At 68.0% G+C, this 18,555-nt stretch carries 19 protein-coding genes; 8 read left to right on the top strand and 11 right to left on the bottom strand.

From position 1 onward, the window contains the following. Positions 1–2 precede the first annotated feature (2 nt). The 5 genes from KUV67_08235 to KUV67_08215 are packed head-to-tail and all read left to right on the top strand — an operon-like array spanning position 3 to position 3,812. Positions 3–494, top strand: coding sequence for a hypothetical protein (locus tag KUV67_08235; GenBank protein MBY6204866.1), 492 nt, complete (start codon positions 3–5; stop codon positions 492–494). After that, a complete protein-coding gene (locus KUV67_08230; GenBank protein MBY6204865.1) occupies positions 491–796 on the top strand; it encodes a hypothetical protein in 306 nt (101 codons plus the stop codon). The genes KUV67_08235 and KUV67_08230 overlap by 4 nt, the downstream gene beginning before the upstream one ends. Next, a complete protein-coding gene (gene acsF / locus KUV67_08225; protein MBY6204864.1) occupies positions 793–1,857 on the top strand; it encodes a magnesium-protoporphyrin IX monomethyl ester (oxidative) cyclase in 1,065 nt (354 codons plus the stop codon). The genes KUV67_08230 and acsF overlap by 4 nt, the downstream gene beginning before the upstream one ends. A gap of 17 nt (positions 1,858–1,874) precedes the next feature. Then, positions 1,875–2,777, top strand: coding sequence for a DUF3623 domain-containing protein (locus KUV67_08220; GenBank protein MBY6204863.1), 903 nt, complete (start codon positions 1,875–1,877; stop codon positions 2,775–2,777). Between the two features lie 54 nt (positions 2,778–2,831). Beyond that, entirely contained in the window at positions 2,832–3,812 is a 981-nt protein-coding gene (locus tag KUV67_08215; protein MBY6204862.1) for an alpha/beta fold hydrolase, read from the top strand. A gap of 145 nt (positions 3,813–3,957) precedes the next feature. Here KUV67_08215 and KUV67_08210 read toward each other — a convergent pair whose 3' ends face one another. The 11 genes from KUV67_08210 to KUV67_08160 form a co-directional block, all read right to left on the bottom strand. Further along, positions 3,958–5,106 carry a photosynthetic reaction center cytochrome c subunit gene (locus KUV67_08210; GenBank protein ID MBY6204861.1) on the bottom strand — a complete coding sequence of 383 codons (1,149 nt, stop codon included), beginning with the start codon at positions 5,104–5,106 and terminating at the stop codon, positions 3,958–3,960. Beyond that, positions 5,103–6,080 (bottom strand): photosynthetic reaction center subunit M, encoded by a 978-nt coding sequence (gene pufM, locus KUV67_08205; GenBank protein MBY6204860.1) that lies wholly within the window; start codon positions 6,078–6,080, stop codon positions 5,103–5,105. The genes KUV67_08210 and pufM overlap by 4 nt, the downstream gene beginning before the upstream one ends. A 21-nt stretch (positions 6,081–6,101) precedes the next feature. After that, complete coding sequence (gene pufL / locus KUV67_08200) at positions 6,102–6,920, bottom strand: photosynthetic reaction center subunit L (protein ID MBY6204859.1); 819 nt, start codon at positions 6,918–6,920, stop codon at positions 6,102–6,104. Between the two features lie 97 nt (positions 6,921–7,017). Continuing rightward, positions 7,018–7,215 carry a light-harvesting protein gene (locus KUV67_08195; GenBank protein MBY6204858.1) on the bottom strand — a complete coding sequence of 66 codons (198 nt, stop codon included), beginning with the start codon at positions 7,213–7,215 and terminating at the stop codon, positions 7,018–7,020. A gap of 10 nt (positions 7,216–7,225) precedes the next feature. After that, positions 7,226–7,450, bottom strand: coding sequence for a light-harvesting protein (locus KUV67_08190; protein ID MBY6204857.1), 225 nt, complete (start codon positions 7,448–7,450; stop codon positions 7,226–7,228). Between the two features lie 103 nt (positions 7,451–7,553). Next, positions 7,554–7,799, bottom strand: a complete 246-nt coding sequence (locus KUV67_08185; GenBank protein ID MBY6204856.1) for a hypothetical protein — start codon at positions 7,797–7,799, stop codon at positions 7,554–7,556. A 115-nt stretch (positions 7,800–7,914) separates the two neighbouring features. Continuing rightward, positions 7,915–9,369, bottom strand: a complete 1,455-nt coding sequence (gene bchZ / locus KUV67_08180) for a chlorophyllide a reductase subunit Z (protein MBY6204855.1) — start codon at positions 9,367–9,369, stop codon at positions 7,915–7,917. After that, positions 9,369–11,015, bottom strand: coding sequence for a chlorophyllide a reductase subunit Y (gene bchY / locus KUV67_08175; GenBank protein ID MBY6204854.1), 1,647 nt, complete (start codon positions 11,013–11,015; stop codon positions 9,369–9,371). Before bchY ends, bchZ begins: the two co-directional genes overlap by 1 nt. Before the next feature lie 41 nt (positions 11,016–11,056). Continuing rightward, the gene (locus KUV67_08170; GenBank protein MBY6204853.1) at positions 11,057–12,085 is read right to left on the bottom strand and encodes a chlorophyllide a reductase iron protein subunit X; all 1,029 of its coding nucleotides are present in this window, start codon (positions 12,083–12,085) and stop codon (positions 11,057–11,059) included. Next, entirely contained in the window at positions 12,082–13,038 is a 957-nt protein-coding gene (gene bchC, locus KUV67_08165; GenBank protein MBY6204852.1) for a chlorophyll synthesis pathway protein BchC, read from the bottom strand. Before bchC ends, KUV67_08170 begins: the two co-directional genes overlap by 4 nt. A gap of 187 nt (positions 13,039–13,225) precedes the next feature. Further along, positions 13,226–14,380, bottom strand: coding sequence for a methyltransferase domain-containing protein (locus KUV67_08160; GenBank protein MBY6204851.1), 1,155 nt, complete (start codon positions 14,378–14,380; stop codon positions 13,226–13,228). Between the two features lie 229 nt (positions 14,381–14,609). On the opposite strand from KUV67_08160, the gene crtI reads away from it, so the two are divergent. Genes crtI through crtY form a run of 3 tightly spaced genes read left to right on the top strand, consistent with a single transcriptional unit; the run spans position 14,610 to position 18,281 of the window. Next, positions 14,610–16,142 (top strand): phytoene desaturase, encoded by a 1,533-nt coding sequence (gene crtI, locus KUV67_08155; GenBank protein MBY6204850.1) that lies wholly within the window; start codon positions 14,610–14,612, stop codon positions 16,140–16,142. Then, on the top strand, positions 16,139–17,065 hold the full coding sequence (locus KUV67_08150) for a hypothetical protein (GenBank protein MBY6204849.1): 927 nt from the start codon (positions 16,139–16,141) through the stop codon (positions 17,063–17,065). Before crtI ends, KUV67_08150 begins: the two co-directional genes overlap by 4 nt. Before the next feature lie 37 nt (positions 17,066–17,102). After that, positions 17,103–18,281, top strand: coding sequence for a lycopene beta-cyclase CrtY (crtY, locus tag KUV67_08145; protein ID MBY6204848.1), 1,179 nt, complete (start codon positions 17,103–17,105; stop codon positions 18,279–18,281). The last annotated feature ends 274 nt before the right edge of the window (positions 18,282–18,555 follow it).

Here is an 18,555-nt window from a genome sequence, read left to right as displayed (position 1 = left end):
TGATGAGCGCCCATCCCCACGATCACCCGCACGGCCATTCGATCGAGGTTCCGCGCCAGGCGTTGATCGCCGCGGGCCTGTTGATCGGCCTGACCATCGCCGCGGTCGCGGCATTCCGCATCGCCGGCCTGGAGCCCAGCGCCCGGATTCCGGCCGCGGAGCCGCCGGTGCAGAGCCGCGAACTCCGCTTCGAGGACGGGGCCGATGGATCGGTGCTGGTCTACGCCGCCGTTCCCGACGGCCCGGACCGGGTCATCCACGTGGTCCATTCGGGCGAAGGCGGTTTCATCCGCGGCATCCTGCGCAGCCTCGCGCGTGCCCGCACCGCCAGCGGCATCGGACCCGAACACCCGTTCATCCTGCGGCAGCAGCCCAGCGGCACGCTGCTGCTCGAAGATCCGCAGACCCGCCAGCGGATCGATCTCCAGGCCTTCGGACCGACCAACATCGAGGCGTTCCGGGTGTTGCTGGTCGATCACGAGTCGCCGTCATGACCGGCCTGTCCCCGATCTTCCGGCGACGCTTCGACGAGGTGCCGTGCACGGTCACCATCGTCCACAGCAACGAGACGCTCGAAGCCCATGTCGAACTCGACGGCGTCGAGGTCAACGGCGGCGACCAGGTGCTGGTCCACGAAGCGCCCACCGAGGTCGCGTTCGGCGAGCGGGTACGCTGCCGACGCACGGCCACCGTCATCCGGGGCGGCGTGCTCGACCGCCTGTGGGCGCGCTGGCGCGGGGCGCTGGAATTCAACGAACTCTACGATCTGAGCTTCACGCCGAGGAGGCGACCATGAACACGTCCGTGATGGACTCGCGCAGCATCGACACGACCGAACAGGCGCGCAAGGACACGCTGCTCAGCCCGCATTTCTACACCACCGACTTCAAGGCCATGGATCGACTGGACGTCGGGCCCGTGCGTCGCGAGTGGGACGCGTTGATCGAGGACCTCCGCGAGGACCGCAACAAGGGCCACTTCAAGCGCCAGGGCAATTTCAAGGACGCCGCAGACGAGTTGCCGCCGGAACTTCGCGAGGAGTTCATCGACTTCCTGGTCAGCTCCGTCACCGCCGAGTTTTCCGGCTGCGTGCTCTATTCGGAGATCAAGAAGCGGATCAACAACCCCGACATCAAGGAACTGTTCACGCACATGGCGCGCGACGAAGCCCGGCACGCCGGCTTCATCAACGATTCGCTGAAGGATTTTGGCCTGGGCGTGGATCTCGGCTTCCTGACCAGGGCCAAGAAGTACACCTATTTCCGGCCCAAGTTCATCTTCTATGCGGTCTACCTGTCCGAGAAGATCGGCTATGCGCGCTACATCACCATCTTCCGCCAGCTCGAGCGCAATCCGGAGCTTCGCTTCCATCCGATCTTCCAGTGGTTCGAGGCGTGGTGCAACGACGAGTTCCGTCACGGCGAGGCCTTCGCGCTGCTGATGCGCGCCAACCCGAAGCTGCTCAAGGGCCACAACAAGCTCTGGGTGCGGTTCTTCCTGCTCGCGGTCTACGCAACGATGTACGTGCGTGATCACAACCGTCCGCATTTCCACGCGGCGCTCGACGTGCACCCCGACGACTACGACATGGAAGTGTTCCGGATCACCAACGAGATTTCCCGCCAGGTCTTCCCGCTCCAGCTCGACATCGACCACCCGAAATTCAAGAAGGGCATGGACCGCCTCTGGCGCCTGTCCGTGCGGATCGACGAGGCGAAGCAACGCGGCGGCATCGTCGGCGCCCTGCAACGCGTCGGGTTGACCGCGGCGGCCGGAGCGACGCTGCTGCGTCTCTACACGCTGCCCGCCAGGCGCCACGAGCTGCCCGAAAGCGCTCGCATGGCGCCGGTCTGGTAAGCGGACGGTTCGCGACCGTGCACCTCGTTCTCGCCGCCGTCGCCTTTTCCACCTTTCTCTGGTGGTTCAGCACGGGCGTCATCTTCTTCCTGAACTCGAGGTCGCCCCGGACCTTCGCCTGGAGCATGGCCGGTGGCACGCTGGTGCTCACAGGCGCCGTCTACGGGTTGTGGGCCACGGCAGGACAGGAAACGGTCGGCGCAGCCTTCCTGGCATTCTCCTGCGGCCTGCTGATCTGGGGCTGGCACACCATGAGCTACTACATGGGGGTGGTGACCGGCCCGCGCCGCGCGCGCTGCCCGGCGGGCTGCAGCGGCCGCCGGCGTTTCGTCCACGCGCTGGCCACCAGCATCCATCACGAACTCGCCATAGTCGTCACGGCGGCGCTCCTGTTCTACATGACCTGGGGCCAGCCGAACCGGTTCGGGCTGTGGACCTTCCTGGCCCTCTGGGCGATGCACGTCAGCGCCAAGCTCAACGTGTTCCTCGGCGTCAGGAACCTCAATGCGGAGTTCATTCCCGAGCGACTGCAGTACCTGACCAGCTATTTCCGCGAGCGCCCGATGAACCTGCTGTTTCCCTTCTCGGTCACCGGCGGCACCGCGCTGGCGATCCTGCTCGCGCACTCCGCTGCCGCGGCGGAGGCCACGTCCTTCTCGACCGCGGGCTTCACCCTGCTCGCCAGCCTGGTCGCACTCGCCGTCGTGGAGCACTGGTTCATGGTGCTGCCGATCCCGGCCGACGCCCTCTGGCGCTGGAGCCTGAAGCACCGGACAGGGACCGGCGACGCGCCGGGGGGTCAAGGCACGGACGCGTTGCCGGCAGAACCGGAAACCGGTGCCACGAACCGGGCCGCCGAAATGCCGCCCACCGGGAAACGCGCAGCGCTGCGATCACCGGTGGGTTCGGCCAGTGCCTGAACCCTTTGCAGCGCACGACCTGATTCCGCACATCCTGCCGGCCGGGCCGCGCCGGTGACCGCTGCAACGTCCGACCTGCCGCGGACGCTCACCGGCGAGCGGCTCGCACTGGTCGACTCGTCCGTCGGCCGGGTGAGCTATTACGTTGCCGGCCCCGAGGGCGGCCGGGATCGAACGACCGGCCCGCCGCGGCCGCTGCTGTTGATCCACTCGGTCAATGCCGCCGCTTCGGCGCACGAGGTCCGCCCGCTGTACGACGCCTTCCGGGGCGACCGGCGAACCTACGCGATCGATCTGCCCGGCTACGGGCATTCCGACCGCAGCGACCGTCCCTACCTGCCGCGCCTGATGATCGACGCGATCCACGCACTGCTGGAGCGCATTCGCGCCGAGACCGGCGTGGCCTCGGTGGACGTGCTGGCCGCTTCCCTGTCGTCGGAGTTCCTGGCTCGCGCGGCGCGGGAAGCCCCGGCGACGATCCGGAGCGTGGCGCTGGTCAGCCCGACCGGCTTTTCGCGCAAGACCCGGACCCGGGGCTCGCCGGAGGACAACCGCGGCGTTGCCGCCGTCTACCGCTTCCTGACCCTGCCGATCATCGGCCGGGCCCTGTACCGCGGACTCACCTCCCGCCTCAGCGTGCGCTTCTTCCTGCGCAAGACCTTCGGGCGAAAGGACATCGATGAAGAACTGTTCCGCATGTCGGTGCGGATGACCCGCCATCCCGACGCCCGCTACGCGCCGTTCCACTTCCTTTCGGGCTACCTGTTCAGCGCGAACATTCCGGCGGTCTACGACGAGCTCGAGCAGCCGGTCTGGTTGTCGCACGGCGTGCGAGGAGACTTCACGGATTTCTCCCGTGCGTCGAACTACCGGGATCGTCCGAACTGGCGGATCACCGAATACCCGACCGGTGCCCTGCCGTACTTCGAGGTCACCGACGAATTCGTGCGCGACTACCGGGCCTTTCTAGCCGATACCGACAAGACCGGTGATCGGGACGGTCACGAAGATGGGGACCGGCACCGGCACGCCTAAGCCGGACGCCACCGGGCGGACGCCCTCCGCTGACGATGCACTCGAACCCCGGAACGCAGACCGGCCCTGGCGATCGGGTCGACAGGGCCGGGTGAAACGTCGGCGATCTTCCACGAACTTCCGCGGCCGCCTGGGGCAGACGCCGTTAGAGTTCCGCGGGGGGCGCTTCTCCGGCTTCGACCGGCTCGTTCGATGCCTCCGCCTCGGCCGCGATCACCAGCGCTTCATGCGCAGCAGCGACGTCCTCCAGGGACATCTGCGGTGCGCCGCCGTCACCCCACAGGGAAGGATAGTTCTCGGCCATCGCCAGTCCGCCAAGCGGCTTGTTGACGCCCTGGTGGCAGGTCTCGCAGTTCACCTTCCGGCCTTCTCCCGTCGGCCCGAGGCGGTCTTCGGGGAGCATCCCGCTGACCGAGGCCACGTATTCGGCATTGACGTTCTGGGCCATGCGGATGCCGTGCCACGCGGTCTGGCGCTGGGGGCTGCTTTCCTCCCAGGCGCTGAACGCGCGCGAGTTGTGGCAGTAGGTGCAGTTGACGTCCAGCGCGTTGGACATGTGCATCATCAGCGAGTACGTCCATTCGGTGGCCTGGATGCTCGCCGCGTCGTCGCCGTCGGGGAGCGCGGTGTCGCCGGCCACCCGGATCTGCCCGGACTGCTCGAGGAGCGCCGAGAACGGATCCTCGGGCAGCGACGACAGGCCTCCGGCATCGGCGGGAAGATTCTGGCCGTTTCGCCACCCGACCATGCCAGCGCCATCGTGAATCGCCGGATCGGCGTTGAACCAGGTGTACTGCGGCACGGCATTGCCCCGGTGACAGGTGTAGCAGGTCACGCCGACGTTGCCGACGTGGCTGCCCCATTCGCCGTTGATGTGCCGGGTCATCTGCAGCATGCGGCGCGAGACCCCCTTCTGGTACATCGACTCGTCGGCCAGGTTGTTCAGGTTGTGGCAGCCCGCGCAGCCCTCCTCCGGATAGATCCACTGCGTGATCGCCTGCATGACCCGGGTGAACTGCGCGACCGAGAGGTCGTCGAGCACCTGGACGTTCTGGTAGACGTCGCCGGCGCGGGGGCCGGCACCGGAGGCCATCGGGGTCGCCTCGGGCACGTCGGCGAGTTGCGCCTCGAGGCGCTGCGGATCGGCGCGCGGATTGATGATCTGCGCCATGCCCGTGCCGCGATAGCCGCTCTGCTCGGACTCCACCGGCGGCCGCTCCCAGCCCGCCGTGAACAGCATGAAGCCGGTCAGGAACAGGGCGATGAGTCCGACGAACCAGGCAACGATCTTCATTGGCCACCTCCCTGCACGGGCGCCGCGGCGGGATCAACCACGCCGGTTTCCGGGTACGGCGGGACCAGGCCGTGCTTCATGCCCCACAGGTACCAGTTGTCGACCACGGTCCCGGTCAGCAGGATGCCGATGCCGCCGGTGAGCGGAACCAGCACCGCGAACCACCAGGCCCAGCGGTGAATCGATTCGGCGTTGGCGCAGAAGCCCATCGTCCAGCGCCAGAACAGCGCGCCGCGTTCGAAGGCCGTGCCGCGGTCGAAGGCCTGCTCCACCTCGCGCTCCGCGCCGAACTGGCTGGTCGCCATGACCGTGCCGCCGTGCATGGCAAACAGCAGCACCGAGCCGTAGAGGAACGCGATCGACAGCATGTGGAACGGGTTGTAGAACAGGTTGCCGTAGCGAATCGAGAACGCCGCGGTCCAGTCGAGGTGCGGGAAGATGCCGAAGGGGACGGCCTCGCCCCAGCTGCCCATGGCCAGCGGCCGGATGAAGCCGAGCACCAGGTAGAGCCAGATCGCCGACATGAACGCCCAGGCGACATGCGTGCCGAGCCCGAGCGCCCGGGCCCTCGTGTAGACGCGCACCCACCACAGCAGGATCGAGGCGGTCAGGAAGAATCCGGCCAGCAGCCACCAGCCGCCCTCGTTCAGTGGCGGCAGGCTCAGGCCGTATTCGGGTGAAGGCGGTTCGAGCGCGAGCCACGGCAGCTGGCGGACGAACTCGATCGGATCCCAGCCCACCGAGGCCCACATGTTCAACCCGATGATCTCGATCGCGATGAAGCCGCAGATCAACGAGGCGATGCCGTAGCCGCCGAGGTAGATGGGCCCGACCTGGGCGTCGCCCAGCTTGCCGAGCCAGTAGGAGCGGAACGGTTTGCCGACGCGCGGATAGCTTCCCTGCGGTAGCGGCGAACCGTAATCGAGCGGCCCGTGGACCTGGGCCTGCGTGTAGAGATTGGTGTTGTCGACCATGATGGCTGCTCCCTGTCCTGATTACGACCAAACCGGCAGTTCGAGCCACCAGTTCCACCATTCCGGCCAGCCCCGGGTCCAGAACGGGCCGCTGATGATGATGCAGACCGCGCTGAAGAAGCCCGCGGCGATCGCCAGGTAGAGACCCAGCCGATGGATTCCGAGCTCACCGATGGAGTAGCCCTGGATGTCCCGGAAGAAGGTATTGATCTGTTCGGCGGTCCCGATCGGCTTGCCCTCGCCGGGGTTGAGCACGGACAGAACCGCACCGCCGTGCAACGCCAGCGCCAGCGTCGTCGTGAAGAAGAAGGTGACGGCCAGCATGTGGGCGGGGTTGTAATGGAAATGCAGGTACTGGTATCCGACGTTGGATACCCAGTCCAGATGACTCAGGATGCCGTACGGGAAGCCGTGGCCCCAGGCCCCCATCAGCACCGGTCGGATGACGACCAGGCTGACGTAGGCGAAGATCGCGGCGCCGAAGGCGATCGGCACGTGGTAGCCCATGCCGAGCTTGCGACAGATCTCGACCTCGCGCAGCGCCCAGGACACGAAGGCCCCGATCGCGCAGACCGTGACGATCTGCCACAACCCGCCTTCCTTGAGCGGCGCGAGGGCGAGTCCGTAGCTGAGGTCCGGCGGCGCGATACTGATCTGCCAGAGATTCCAGGTCGGGCCGATCGCCGCGCCGTAGACCAGCAGAGCGGTACCGAGGACCGCGAAGAAGATCGTCGTGACCCCGAAGAAGCCGACGTAGAACGGTCCGACCCAGAAGTCGAACAGGTCGCCCCCGAGCAGCGTGCCGCCACGTATGCGGTATTTCTTTTCATAGCTCAGCATCGACATGCTTGCGCCTCCTAAGTCATTGCCGATCGGACGTCACCGATCGCCGCCAGCCGGTCCAGCGGGGAGCCGGGCCCCCCGCTGCGCCGGGGTCCTACACCCAGTGTTCCGGGGAATGCACTGCGCTGACGCTCTGCGGGGCGCCCGAATCGGTCGAGGCCGCGCCTTCCAGCCAGTTGAACCGGTCGGTACTCAGCAGGACGAAATGAATCAACAGTGCGAGCACGAACAGGAACGTGAAAAGTGCGACGAGCACTCTCCGCGGATCGAACAGAAGCCATATACGCCACATGATGATTCTCCTAGCTCAGTGATGAAACGACGGAACCCACGACGGCCCGCGCGGAATCGATCATTGCGTAGCCTTCGGGGCCGGGGATCCACGGCCGCCACTGCCAGGCCAGGATGTGGGCGACGATCGCGATCGCGGTGAACACGAGGAAGCTGACCACGAAGATCTTGTGGAACTCCTTCGCCTCCTTCTCGCTCAGACCCGATATCGACTGCTTGTGGTCTTGGTTGTCCATACTTCGTTCTCCTTCACATTGACCCTCTCGGGACGTTGCCGCGCATCAGCCCCGCGGCGGGCTTTCTCGACATGTCGTCGACGAATTCTTGCGCCGGGCGACCTCAGACCATCGTCGCGTAGGACGCGATCAGCCTGGCCTGGAGCCGTGCCTGCTCGACGACCCCGTCGTCGAGCTCCACCGCGAACACGCTGGAGCGCCACTTCTTCGGCAGCACTCGCGCAATACCGTAGGTCGCGAGATAGAACGGAAAGGCGGCGGCGAAGATCAGGTTGAAATGCCGTCGATCGACGCGCAACCGTTGATCGCGGATGGACGGAAGGTCACTGGCGTGCTTGGTCAGGTTCATCGCTTTCCTCTCTCGCAGCGATCGGTCGCTGCACTCGTGGCCCGATGATCTCGGGGGCCGTGGCTGCCACCGGGGCGTCCGGGGCAACGCGTATCGGATTCCGGCGGCGCGGCGCTCATGCCGCCCGCTCCTCTTTCAGGACGCTCTGCGCGTACTCGACGTGCTCCAGCGCAACGCGCTCCTTGCCTGCTTCCCGCGCGGCCTGCTCGGCACGGTCGCGCAGGCGCTTGGCCGCGGAGATGCGGACCAGCACCGGCTGATGTTCCACGTAGCGGTCGAGGTGACGCTGGGCATCGCGATCCCAGGGCAGCTCGCCCCTGCCGGCCAGGCGTGCCGGCGTGGCGTCCACCTTGTCGAGCTCGGTGCCGAGCGGAAGGACGTGGAACAGCGCATCGAACAGCGCATTGCATATTTCCTGGACCAGGTAGGTCGCGCCCGCGTAGCCCATGAACGGCGTTCCCGTGTGGCGGCGGATCACCGCGCCGGGGAACGACGCCGGGATGTACATCGCGCGAGCGCCGAGCTCGGCCATGTACATTCGCTCGTTGTAGCTGCCGAACATCACCAGAGGCGGCTTCTCGGCGATCATGCGACGGACTTCCTGGTTGTCCGGCTTGACGCCGGCGCGCCGGGCGAAGGAAAAGGTGCACGGCATGCCCATCTCCTCCTCGAGGAAATGGCGCACGCCCCGTGCGTAGGTCTCGTTGGCCACGATCGCGAAGCTCGCGGTGCCGAAGAAGTCCTGGGTCACCGATCGCCAGAGGTCCCAGAGCGGCTTGATCGTGCTGTGCTTCTCGCGCTCGATGAACGGCTCCGGATCGAGGTCGAGCAGCTGGCCCAGCGCGCGCAGGAACTTCGTCGTGCTGTGCAGTCCGATCGGCGCCTGCAGGTAGGGCCGATCGAGTTCCTCGCACAGCATCCGGCCGAACTCCCGGTACATGCAGACATTGACGTCCGCGTCCACGAGCCGGTCGATGTTGGCCAGGTGACTGCCCATCGGGAACACCATGTTCACTTCGGCGCCGATGCCTTCGACCAGGCGGCGGATCTCGGCGAGATCCGACGGCGTGTTGAAGGTGCCGTAGATCGGCCCGATGATGTTGACGCGCGGGGGCTCCCCGTCCTGGCGCTTCTTCGGCCGCGGCCGCTTCGACGCGAACTCCTTCCACAACCAGTTCAGGGCACGGTCGGCGCTCTGCCACTGGTCTTCGTCGATCGTGCGCGGCAGAAAGCGATTCAGGCCGGTGCCTTCGGGCGTGACGCCGCCGCCGATCATCTCGGCGATCGACCCGGTCACGACCACCGACGGCAGGTCCGGATCCAGCGTCTCATGGGCGCGGCGCATCGCGTCCTCGGTGCCCTTCTCGCCCAGTTCGTCTTCCGAAAGGCCGGTCACGACGATCGGCAGTTCGTGCGGCGGCAGGGCGTCGGTGTAGTGCAGCACCGAGGTCACCGGCAGGTTCTCGCAGCCCACCGGGCCGTCGATCACGACCTGCAGGCCCTTGACCGCGGTGAAGACGTACACCGCGCCCCAGTAACCGCCTGCCCTGTCGTGATCGAGTACCAGCATCAGCCGAGATCCTGCGTGTCCTGTGCCTTGGCCCGGATGCGTTCCAGCTTCCTGCGCTGGCGCTCCCGGAACTTCGGCTCGTCCTGCGGAACGCCCTCCCAGATGCCGGAGGCGTAGCCTTCGCCGACGCCGTCGAAGAACGCACGCATCGATTCGAAGCGGCTGCGGTTCTCGATCGCCGTAGTGACGACCTGGGCGAGCGACGCGGCGCCGGCCGGGCCCATCAGCGGCCGTGCCGAAATGAGGTTGGTGAAATAGAGGCCCGGAATCGCGAGTTCCTTGGCTTTCTGCACGACCGGCGTGGTGCCGATCGCCAGGTCGGGCTGGTATTCGTGAATCGCCGCGACGTCCTGTTCCAGCGATGCGCGGTACACCACCTGAACGCCCTTGCTTTCCAGCCACTCGCGGTCCGGGTCCGACCACGGCGTGCGCGGACAGGCGGTACCGACGTAACGCAGGTCGGCGCCGCTCTCCACCAGCAGGCGGGCCACGATCAGTTCCGAACCTTCGTAGCCGGACATCGTGATCCGGCCCTTGATCGGGCTGTTGGCCATGGCGCCGCGGATCGCGGGCAGGATCCTGTTGCTTGCCTCGTCGATGCGCTTCTGCTCGACCCCGCAGGCCTCGCCGATGTTCTGCAGCCAGGCGGCGGTCCCCTCGACGCCGACCGGCGCCGAACCCACGATCGGCCGACCGGCGCGCTCGAACTCGCGGAAGGCCGAGGTGTAGTGCGGATGGATCGCCGCCACGGCGCTGCAGTCGAGCGCGGCATAGAGTTCGCGCCATTCGCGCGTCGGCACGACCGGCCCGACGGCCAGCCCCATCAGTTCGATCATCGCGCCGATACCGATCGGGTCGGCCGGGAACATCTCGCCGACCAGGGTCACCGTCGGTTCGCTGGAGCGGCCCTCGCGCGGCGCGCTGACCGGTCCGCTCTCGACCTCGCGCCGGGCGTAGCGCAGCATCGCGCCAGCCAGCACGTCCTTGGCTTCGGCATGCGTCGGCACCCCGAAACCCGGTACGTCGATCCCGATGATGCGCACGCCCCGGATCTCCTCCGGCAGCAGCTTCAGCGGCACACCCGACGCGGTCGGCACGCACAGATTGATGATGACGATGGCGTCGTACTTGTCCGGGTCGGCCATGTCGTGCACGGACTCCCGGATGTCCTCGAACAGCTTGCCCGTCACCAGGCTCTCGGAATCGAAGGGCACGTAACCGACGGTTCGGCGGGCGCCGTAGAAATGCGACGTGAAGGTCAGGCCGTAGACGCAACAGGCCGACCCGGACAGGATCGTCGCCGTACGGCGCATCCGCAGCCCGACCCGCAGCGACCCGAAGGCGGGACACATGCCCTGCGGCTGATCATGCGGTCCGGTCGGGTAGTCCTTCGCGTACTGATCGAGGATTTCGCTCTTGCCGGCCGCACGGGCCGCTTCGGCCAACCGCGCCTTGCCGCCGTGACATCCGCCGTCCGATGCGTCGCCGTCGTCGGCGACCACGTTCATGGGGATCGACTCTGCTGCTCGTGCGTCCACGGCAGCACGATCCGCATCCTGCGCGCCGTCGTTCTCCATCGGCGCAGCCGCGGCTTCGTCATACACGACTTCGGTCGTTTCCAGCGAATTGTCGGATCGATCGGTCAATGCGCTCCCTCGGTCGGTTCCCGGTCCCCTGTTCTCGATGCTCAGACGTCTTCGTCGTAGACGACTTCGAGCGATTCCTTCTCCAGCGCGGCCGCGTTCGAGCCGCACATGTCGACCATCGTGGCCGGCTGCAGCTCGACGTCGCGTCCGGTCTCGGAGGCGTCGAACAGGTTCAGCAATTCGTCCTGCGACAGCGGGCTGGGCTGGACCGGCGGCGCCTCGGCCACGTTCCTGCCCAGTTCGTCGAACATCGGCGCCCATTCGCCGCCGGGGAAGCCGATGATTTCGTAGTTGGCGCTCTTGCGACGGATGTCGTCATTGGCCGGGATCGACGACAGCACCGGGATACCCACCGCCCTGGCAAAGGCCTGGGCCTCCCCGGTGCCCTCGTCCTTGTTGATCACCATGCCGGCGACGCCGACGTTCCCGCCGAGCTTGCGGAAGTATTCGACCGCCGAGCAGACGTTGTTGGCCACGTACAGCGACTGGAGGTCGTTCGATCCGACGACGATCACCTTCTGGCACATGTCGCGAGCGATCGGCAGACCGAAGCCGCCGCAGACCACGTCGCCGAGGAAGTCCAGCAGGACGTAGTCGAAATCCCAATCGTGGAAGCCCAGGTTCTCCAGCGTCTCGAAGCCGTGGATGATCCCGCGCCCGCCGCAGCCGCGACCGACTTCCGGGCCACCGAGTTCCATGGCATAGACGCCGTCCCGCTTGAAGCAGACGTCGCTGATGGTCACCTGGTCGCCGGCCGCCTTCTTGGCCGAGCTGGTCGCGATGATCGGCGGACAGGCGCGCCCACCGAACAGCAGCGAGGTCGTGTCGCTCTTGGGATCGCAGCCGATGAGCAGGACCTTCTTGCCTTGCTGGGCCATCATGTAGGACAGGTTGGAGAGCGTGAAGCTCTTGCCGATCCCGCCCTTCCCGTAGATCGCGATGATCTGGGTCTTCTTCGCCGCTGGCGACGTCGAAACCGGATCGGGTTCCTGCGCGGCCTCGTCCCGCAGCGTCACCTTGAGGCGATCGACCGGGGCGGTGGCGGATGCTGCTCGAGCAGTATCGGTCATTGCAAGGATCTCCAATCCAGAATCATCTTCAGACACGCCGGATCGTTGAACGCGGTGTGATACGCGGCCTGGGCCTGGTCGGCCGGCCTGCGATCCGTGATCAATCCATCGAGCGAGAGTTCGCCGTCGAGCACCAGCCGGTGGACCGCGGCCAGGTCTTCCTTCTGCCACTCGGCCGCGACGCGCAGGCGGGCGCGACGCATGAAGGCCGGCGGAAAGGAAAACGAAAGGGGTTGGCTGTAGAAGCCGGCGAGAGCGACCTCGCCGCCGGGAGCCAGTCGGGCGATCAGCGTGTCGAGGAGCCCCGAATCGCCGCTGACGTCGTAGATCGCGCCGTAGTCGGCGCGCGCATCGTCGTCCGCAGTAGTCACGGGGTAGCCGTGATCGCCCGCGCGGCGCGCGGCGTCGAGTTCCCAGACCGTCGGCGGTGCGTCACCGAGGGCCAGCGCAAGGCGTGCCAGCAAGCGGCCGAGCACGCCGTGACCGATGATCAGTTCGGGGATGCGGTAGCCGCCCTCCGGTGCCCGGATCGCATTGAAGGCGGTCGCCGCGAGCGCCAGCAGTACGCCGCGTTCGGCCAGGCTCTCGTCGATCGGTTCGGTGCGCACGCCCGGCACCACCACGCGCGATGCCGCACCGCCGAACAGGCCGTGCACCTCGCCGTAGCACCGGGCGCCGGGCACGAAAACCAACTGGCCCGCTTGTCGTTGCGACAGCGGGCCAGCGGAAAGGATTCGACCTACGGATTCGTACCCCGGGACCAGCGGATACCCCATGCCCGGGAAGGGCGGCATCGTTCCGCACCATAGCAACCGTTCGGTGCCGGTGCTGATGCCGCTGAAGTCGATTTCGACCACGACATCCTCGTCGCCCGGTGGCGTCAATTCCAGCTTCCTGAAATCCGAACGCTCGGGGGCTTCGACGACGACTGCGTGCGCGGTCAGGTCAGACACCCGCTACACAATCGATCGATTCGTGCGCTGGTCCATCCATCGAATTGATCTCCCTCACTCAAGCCGTCGTACGACGACTTCTCTCCCACCCTCGACAATACACCGTGTGAAAGTTTTGTCAAGGAACGCCGGGAGCCCCTGCGGCAGCGGTGCCGTCAGGCGGTCCGGCCTGCGTTGCGCCGTCGCGTCAACCCGGATCGGAGCCGGGATCGGCCGTCCTGGAAGGCCTTGCAGTGAGCACCCGAACGAGCAACGGCGCAGCACTTCGATGCATCCGGATCGCCGTGAAGCCGGCCTGTCGAAGCAGCGATTCCAAGCGGCGCGGGCTGCGCGCGCGCCCCTGCCCCATGGCCAGGAAATAGAAGCCGAAGTACGCCGCGGTGACCGGTTCGGCGCTTCGCGTGTGCCGCATCGGTTCGGCGACCAGCACGCGCCCGTCGTCCGTGACGGCACGCCGGGCGGCGCGAAGCAGGCGCAGCACCGCCGCGTCGTCGTGGTCGTGCAGGACGCGGACCAGGCTGATCACGTCGTGGCCCGTGGGCAGGGGGTCGTCGAGAAAACTGCCGCCGAAGGCTCGCGCGCGATCGGCCAGGCCGTGCTCGTCGAAGGTCCGACGCGCCCGTTCGGCCACCGACGGCAGGTCGAAGACCGTGGCCTGGAGGTCCGGGTTCGCCTCGAGCGCCGCCACCGCAAAGGCGCCCGCGCCGCCGCCGACGTCGAGCAGGCGCCGATGCGCGCGCAGCGGATAGGCCGCGAGCACCCGGTCGGCGATCATCTGCTGGGAGGCGGCCATCAGGTCGCTGTAGGCGGCGGTCTGTTCGGCGTCCAGGGCCGTATCGCCCGCATGGCATGAATAGGCCCAGAAGCGGCCGAGTTCCGTGGTCTCGACCTCGCCGCGCAGCAGCGCGACCGGGTCGTGCAGATCGGCATACAGGGCATCGTGGTGCTCGATCATCATCGCGACCGAGGGATTGCCGAGCAGCGCGGCGCCCAGCGGCCCGAGCCCGTAACGGTCCGGCCTGCGTGTCTCGACCAGCCGCAGCGAGGCCGCCGCTTCGAGCAGGCGATCGAGCGAGGCTCGCGGGACGCCGGTGGCGGCGGCCAGGTCGGAAGGGGTGCGCGGCCCGTCGGCCAGCCGTCGAAAGAGGTCCAGGCGGACGCAGGCGAGCAGAACCTGCGAGTAGACGAAGCCGCTGCACAGGTCGAACAGCGCGCGCATGCGGCGTCGCGCGATCCAGCGAGCGATCGGCAGGCGCAGCGACCATCGCTGGAACCGCGGATCGGCCAGCAGGCGATCACGCCGGGCCCGCAGCACGTCGAGCCACGCCGCCCGGCGGCTCAAGGCCGGCCCTCGATCGGGCCCCGCGGCCTGCAGGCTTCGGCGACCTCCATGATCTCGATCTCTCCTCCCGGTCACGATTCGTGGAACGCGTCGCCCGGACGCGCCGAATCGGCCACGGCCACCGCTTATGTAGACTACGCAGGCGGTTCCCGGGGAGTCAATCCTTGCCAGCTCGTTCGACGATCGCCCTCCATGCCGATGCCGGCAGCGCCGCGGCTGCTCGAGGTTCGTGAGCGCGAGGCACGCGGTCGTCATCGGGGCCGGCATCGGCGGGCTGGTCGCCGCCGTGGACCTGGCGCGCCGGGGGCTGCGCGTGACGGTGTTCGAGCGCGCGGGCGCACCGGGCGGGAAGATGCGCGAGATCGAGATCGACGGCCGGCCCATCGACTCCGGCCCCACCGTGTTCACGATGGCCTGGATCTTCGAGGAACTCTTCCGCGACGCGGGCAGCGCGCTCGACGAGCACGTCGCGATCCGTCGCGCGGACCTGCTCGCCCGCCATGCCTGGCCCGATGGTTCGCGGCTGGACCTGTTCGCCGACCCGGACCGATCGTTCGCCGCCGTCGCCGACTTCGCCGGCGAAGCCGAGGCGGCGCGCTACCGCGCCTTCTGCCGCCGGGCGCGCGAGGTCTTCGACACGCTGTACGAACCCTTCATGCGCAGCCAGCGACCGGGACCGCTTTCCCTGGTTGCGGCGTCCGGTCTGCGCGGCCTGATCGACCTCTGGCGCATCCGGCCCTTCGACAGCCTCTGGCGCCACCTGGGCGCGAGTTTCCGCGACCCGCGCCTGCGCGCACTGTTCGCGCGCTACGCCACCTATTGCGGCTCCAGCCCGCTACAGGCTCCTGCCACGCTGATGCTCATCGCGCATGCCGAGCAGCTCGGCGTCTGGCAGATCGAGGGCGGCATGCAGCGGCTGGCCGAAGCCCTCGCCGAGCTCGTCCGCCAGCGCGGCGGCACCATCGCCTACGACACGCCGGTGGCCGAGGTGCTCGTCGACCGCGAACGCGCCTGCGGCGTCGTCCTGGACAGTGGTGAGCGGGTGCCCACCGACGCGGTGATCGCCAACTGCGACCGGGCCGCCATCGCGCGGGGCCTGCTGGGCGCGGCCGCGGCCGACGCGGTGCCCGGTGTGGCCACGCCGGACCGTTCGCTTTCGGCGCTGACCTGGTCGGTGCTGGCCCGACCGGCCGGCTTCGAGCTGGCCCACCACAACGTGTTCTTCCCGGCCGACTACCCGCGAGAGTTCGAGGACATCTTCGACCACCACCGCCTGCCCGCGAGGCCCGCGGTCTACGTCTGCGCCCAGGACCGCGCCACGGGCCAGTCCCCGCCGAACGGTCCAGAGCGGCTGTTCCTGATCACCAACGCCCCGGCCACCGGCGATCGAGAGCCGTTCGAGGCGTCCGCCATCGCCGCCAGCGAGGCCGCCGCGTTCGACCTGCTGCGCGCGTGCGGCCTCGAAGCCAACGTCGAAGCCGGCTGCTCGCGCGCGACCACGCCGGCGGATTTCGAAGCGCGCTTCCCGGGCACGGGCGGCGCGCTCTACGGCTCCGCTGCCCACGGCTGGCGTTCGTCGTTCACCCGGCCCGGCGCGGTCAGCGGAATGGCCGGCCTGTACCTGGCCGGCGGCAGTGTTCATCCGGGCGCCGGCGTTCCGATGGTCGCCTTGTCGGGTCGCCTGGCCGCCCGCGCTGCGGCAGCCGACCTCGGACTCGGGGCGCCGGAGCGCACGCCCGCCGCCCGGGGCGCCGCATCATGATCCCGACCTTCGACGGTCCCGTTGCCGACGGCGGCTACGCGTGGTGGTACGTCGACGCGATCAGCGACGACCGCCGGTACGGACTGACCCTGATCGCATTCATCGGCAGCGTCTTCTCGCCGTACTACTTCTGGGCGCGCGCGCACGGCGAGGCCGATCCGCTCGACCACTGCGCGATCAACGTCGCGCTCTACGGGCCGCGGACGCGCTGGACCATGACCGAACGGAATCGTTCGTCGCTGGTCCGCGAAGCCGCGACGCTCACGATCGGACCGAGCGGACTGCACTGGACCGGGGAATCGCTGGACATCGACCTCGACGAATGGACCGCGCCCCTGCCCCGGCGGGTGCGCGGCCGGATTCGCGTCCATCCCGCCGTCGGCAACGACCGCAGCATCGACCTCGATCCGCACGGCCGACACCGCTGGACGCCGATCTGGCCGGCCGCCCGGGTCGAAGTCGACCTGGCGTCGCCCGCGACCCGCTGGTCGGGCGCGGGCTACCTCGACCACAACCGCGGCGTCGAAGCGCTGGAGCGCTGCTTCCACAGCTGGTACTGGCTCCGCGCGTCGACCGCACGGGGGCCGGTCGTGCTCTACGACACGCGCCAGCGCGACGGGCAGCACGGTTCCGTCGCGCTGCATTTCGACCGCGACGGCCGCCTCCACGACCTGCCCTCCCCCGCCCCCGTGGACCTGCCGCGCAGCCGCTGGCGCGTGGCCCGGCCGACGCGCTCGGAGGACGGACGGGCGCGCATCGAAGCGGTCTGGGAGGACACGCCGTTCTATACCCGTTCGCGGGTCGGCGCCCGGCTGCTCGGCGAGCCCGTCACCGCGGTCCATGAGAGCCTGGTGCTGCCCCGATTCACCAACTACTGGGTCCAGCAGATGCTGCCGTTCCGGATGCCGCGACGCGTCCGTTGACGCTGCCGCCGGCACTTCGTTGCTTCACAATAGGCCGATGGCATCCTCCCCGAATCACCTGCTGCTGGCCGGCGGCGGCCTGGCCAACTGCCTGATCGCGCTGCGAGTCCGCGCCGCGCATCCGGACGCACGAATCACGATCGTCGAAGCGGGTCCGGCGCTGTGCGGCAACCACACCTGGTCGTTCCATGCCGGCGACCTGTCCCCGGACCAGCACGAGGTCCTGGCGCCGGTGGTCCAGCACCGCTGGCCGGCGCAGGAGGTGCGCTTCCCGAAATACCGTCGCCGCCTGGACGCCGCCTACCTCAGCATCACCTCCGACGCGCTGCGCGACCACATGCACGAGGCTTCCGTCGAGATCCACACCGACACGCGGGCCATGCTTATCGGCCCGGATTTCATCGACACGGATCGGGGCCGCATCGAAGGCAGCGCCGTGATCGACGGCAGAGGACCGTCCAGCTCCGAGGGCCTGGTTCTCGGCTTCCAGAAGTTCTTCGGCCGCGAGGTCCGGACCGCCGCGCCGCACGGCGTGGATGTTCCGGTGATCATGGATGCCGAAGTCTCCCAGGCCGACGGTTATCGCTTCATCTACCTGCTGCCCTTCGACGAGACCACGCTGTTGATCGAGGACACGCGCTACAGCGACGGTGCCGAACTCGACGATTCGCAGCTGTCGGCGGCCATCGACGACTACGCCGCGGCGAACGGCTGGGACATCGCGCAGACCCTGCGCGAGGAGCGCGGCGTGCTGCCGATCCTGCTGGCCGGCGACTTCGACGCCTTCTGGCCGGTCGACGATCCGGTCGCCCGCAGCGGCCTGAGGGCCGCCCTGTTCCACCCGACGACCGGCTACTCGCTGCCGCAGGCCCTGACCCTGGCCGACGCGATCTCCTCCCGGTGGCCGATGAACGGCGCCGAACTCGCGGCTTTGACCCGCGATCATGCGCGCCGCTTCTTCGAGTCCACCGGCTTCTTCCGGATGCTCAACCGCCTGCTGTTCCGCGCCGGGGAATCCGAGAAACGCTATATCGTCATGCAGCGCTTCTACGGCCTGTCCGGTTCGCTGATCGAACACTTCTACGCCGCCGACCTGCGCTGGCGCGACAAGGCCCGCCTGGTGGTCGGCAAGCCGCCGGTGCCGTTCTTCCGGTCGTTCACGTTCATCGACGAGGAGGCGTTTCTCGAAAAGGAGGGGGATGGGGCCAGGGACTAGGGGCTGGTAGAACCTGTGCACGGACGAGGGCTTGACTGGTCCCTGACCCCTAGTACCGTAGACCGGGTAAGCGCAAGCGCACCCGGGGCTATTTCGCCACCGGCCCAGCCACGAACCCCGGGTGCGCTACGCTTACCCGGGCTACGACGCTGCGATCCACAGTACCCACAGTGATGACGCTCAGGCCGGAGCCCAGCCATCTGGCGCCGGTGATCGCCTCGGACAACGTTTCCGCCCCGGTCTATCCAGTCATCGACTTCGAGATCTCGGCCCG

Origin of the sequence: Halomonas denitrificans (assembly GCA_019800895.1) — a bacterium.
Lineage (GTDB): Bacteria > Pseudomonadota > Gammaproteobacteria > Xanthomonadales > Wenzhouxiangellaceae.
The sequence above is the reverse complement of the archived record's forward strand: the minus strand, read 5'-3'. Positions and strand labels throughout refer to the sequence as shown.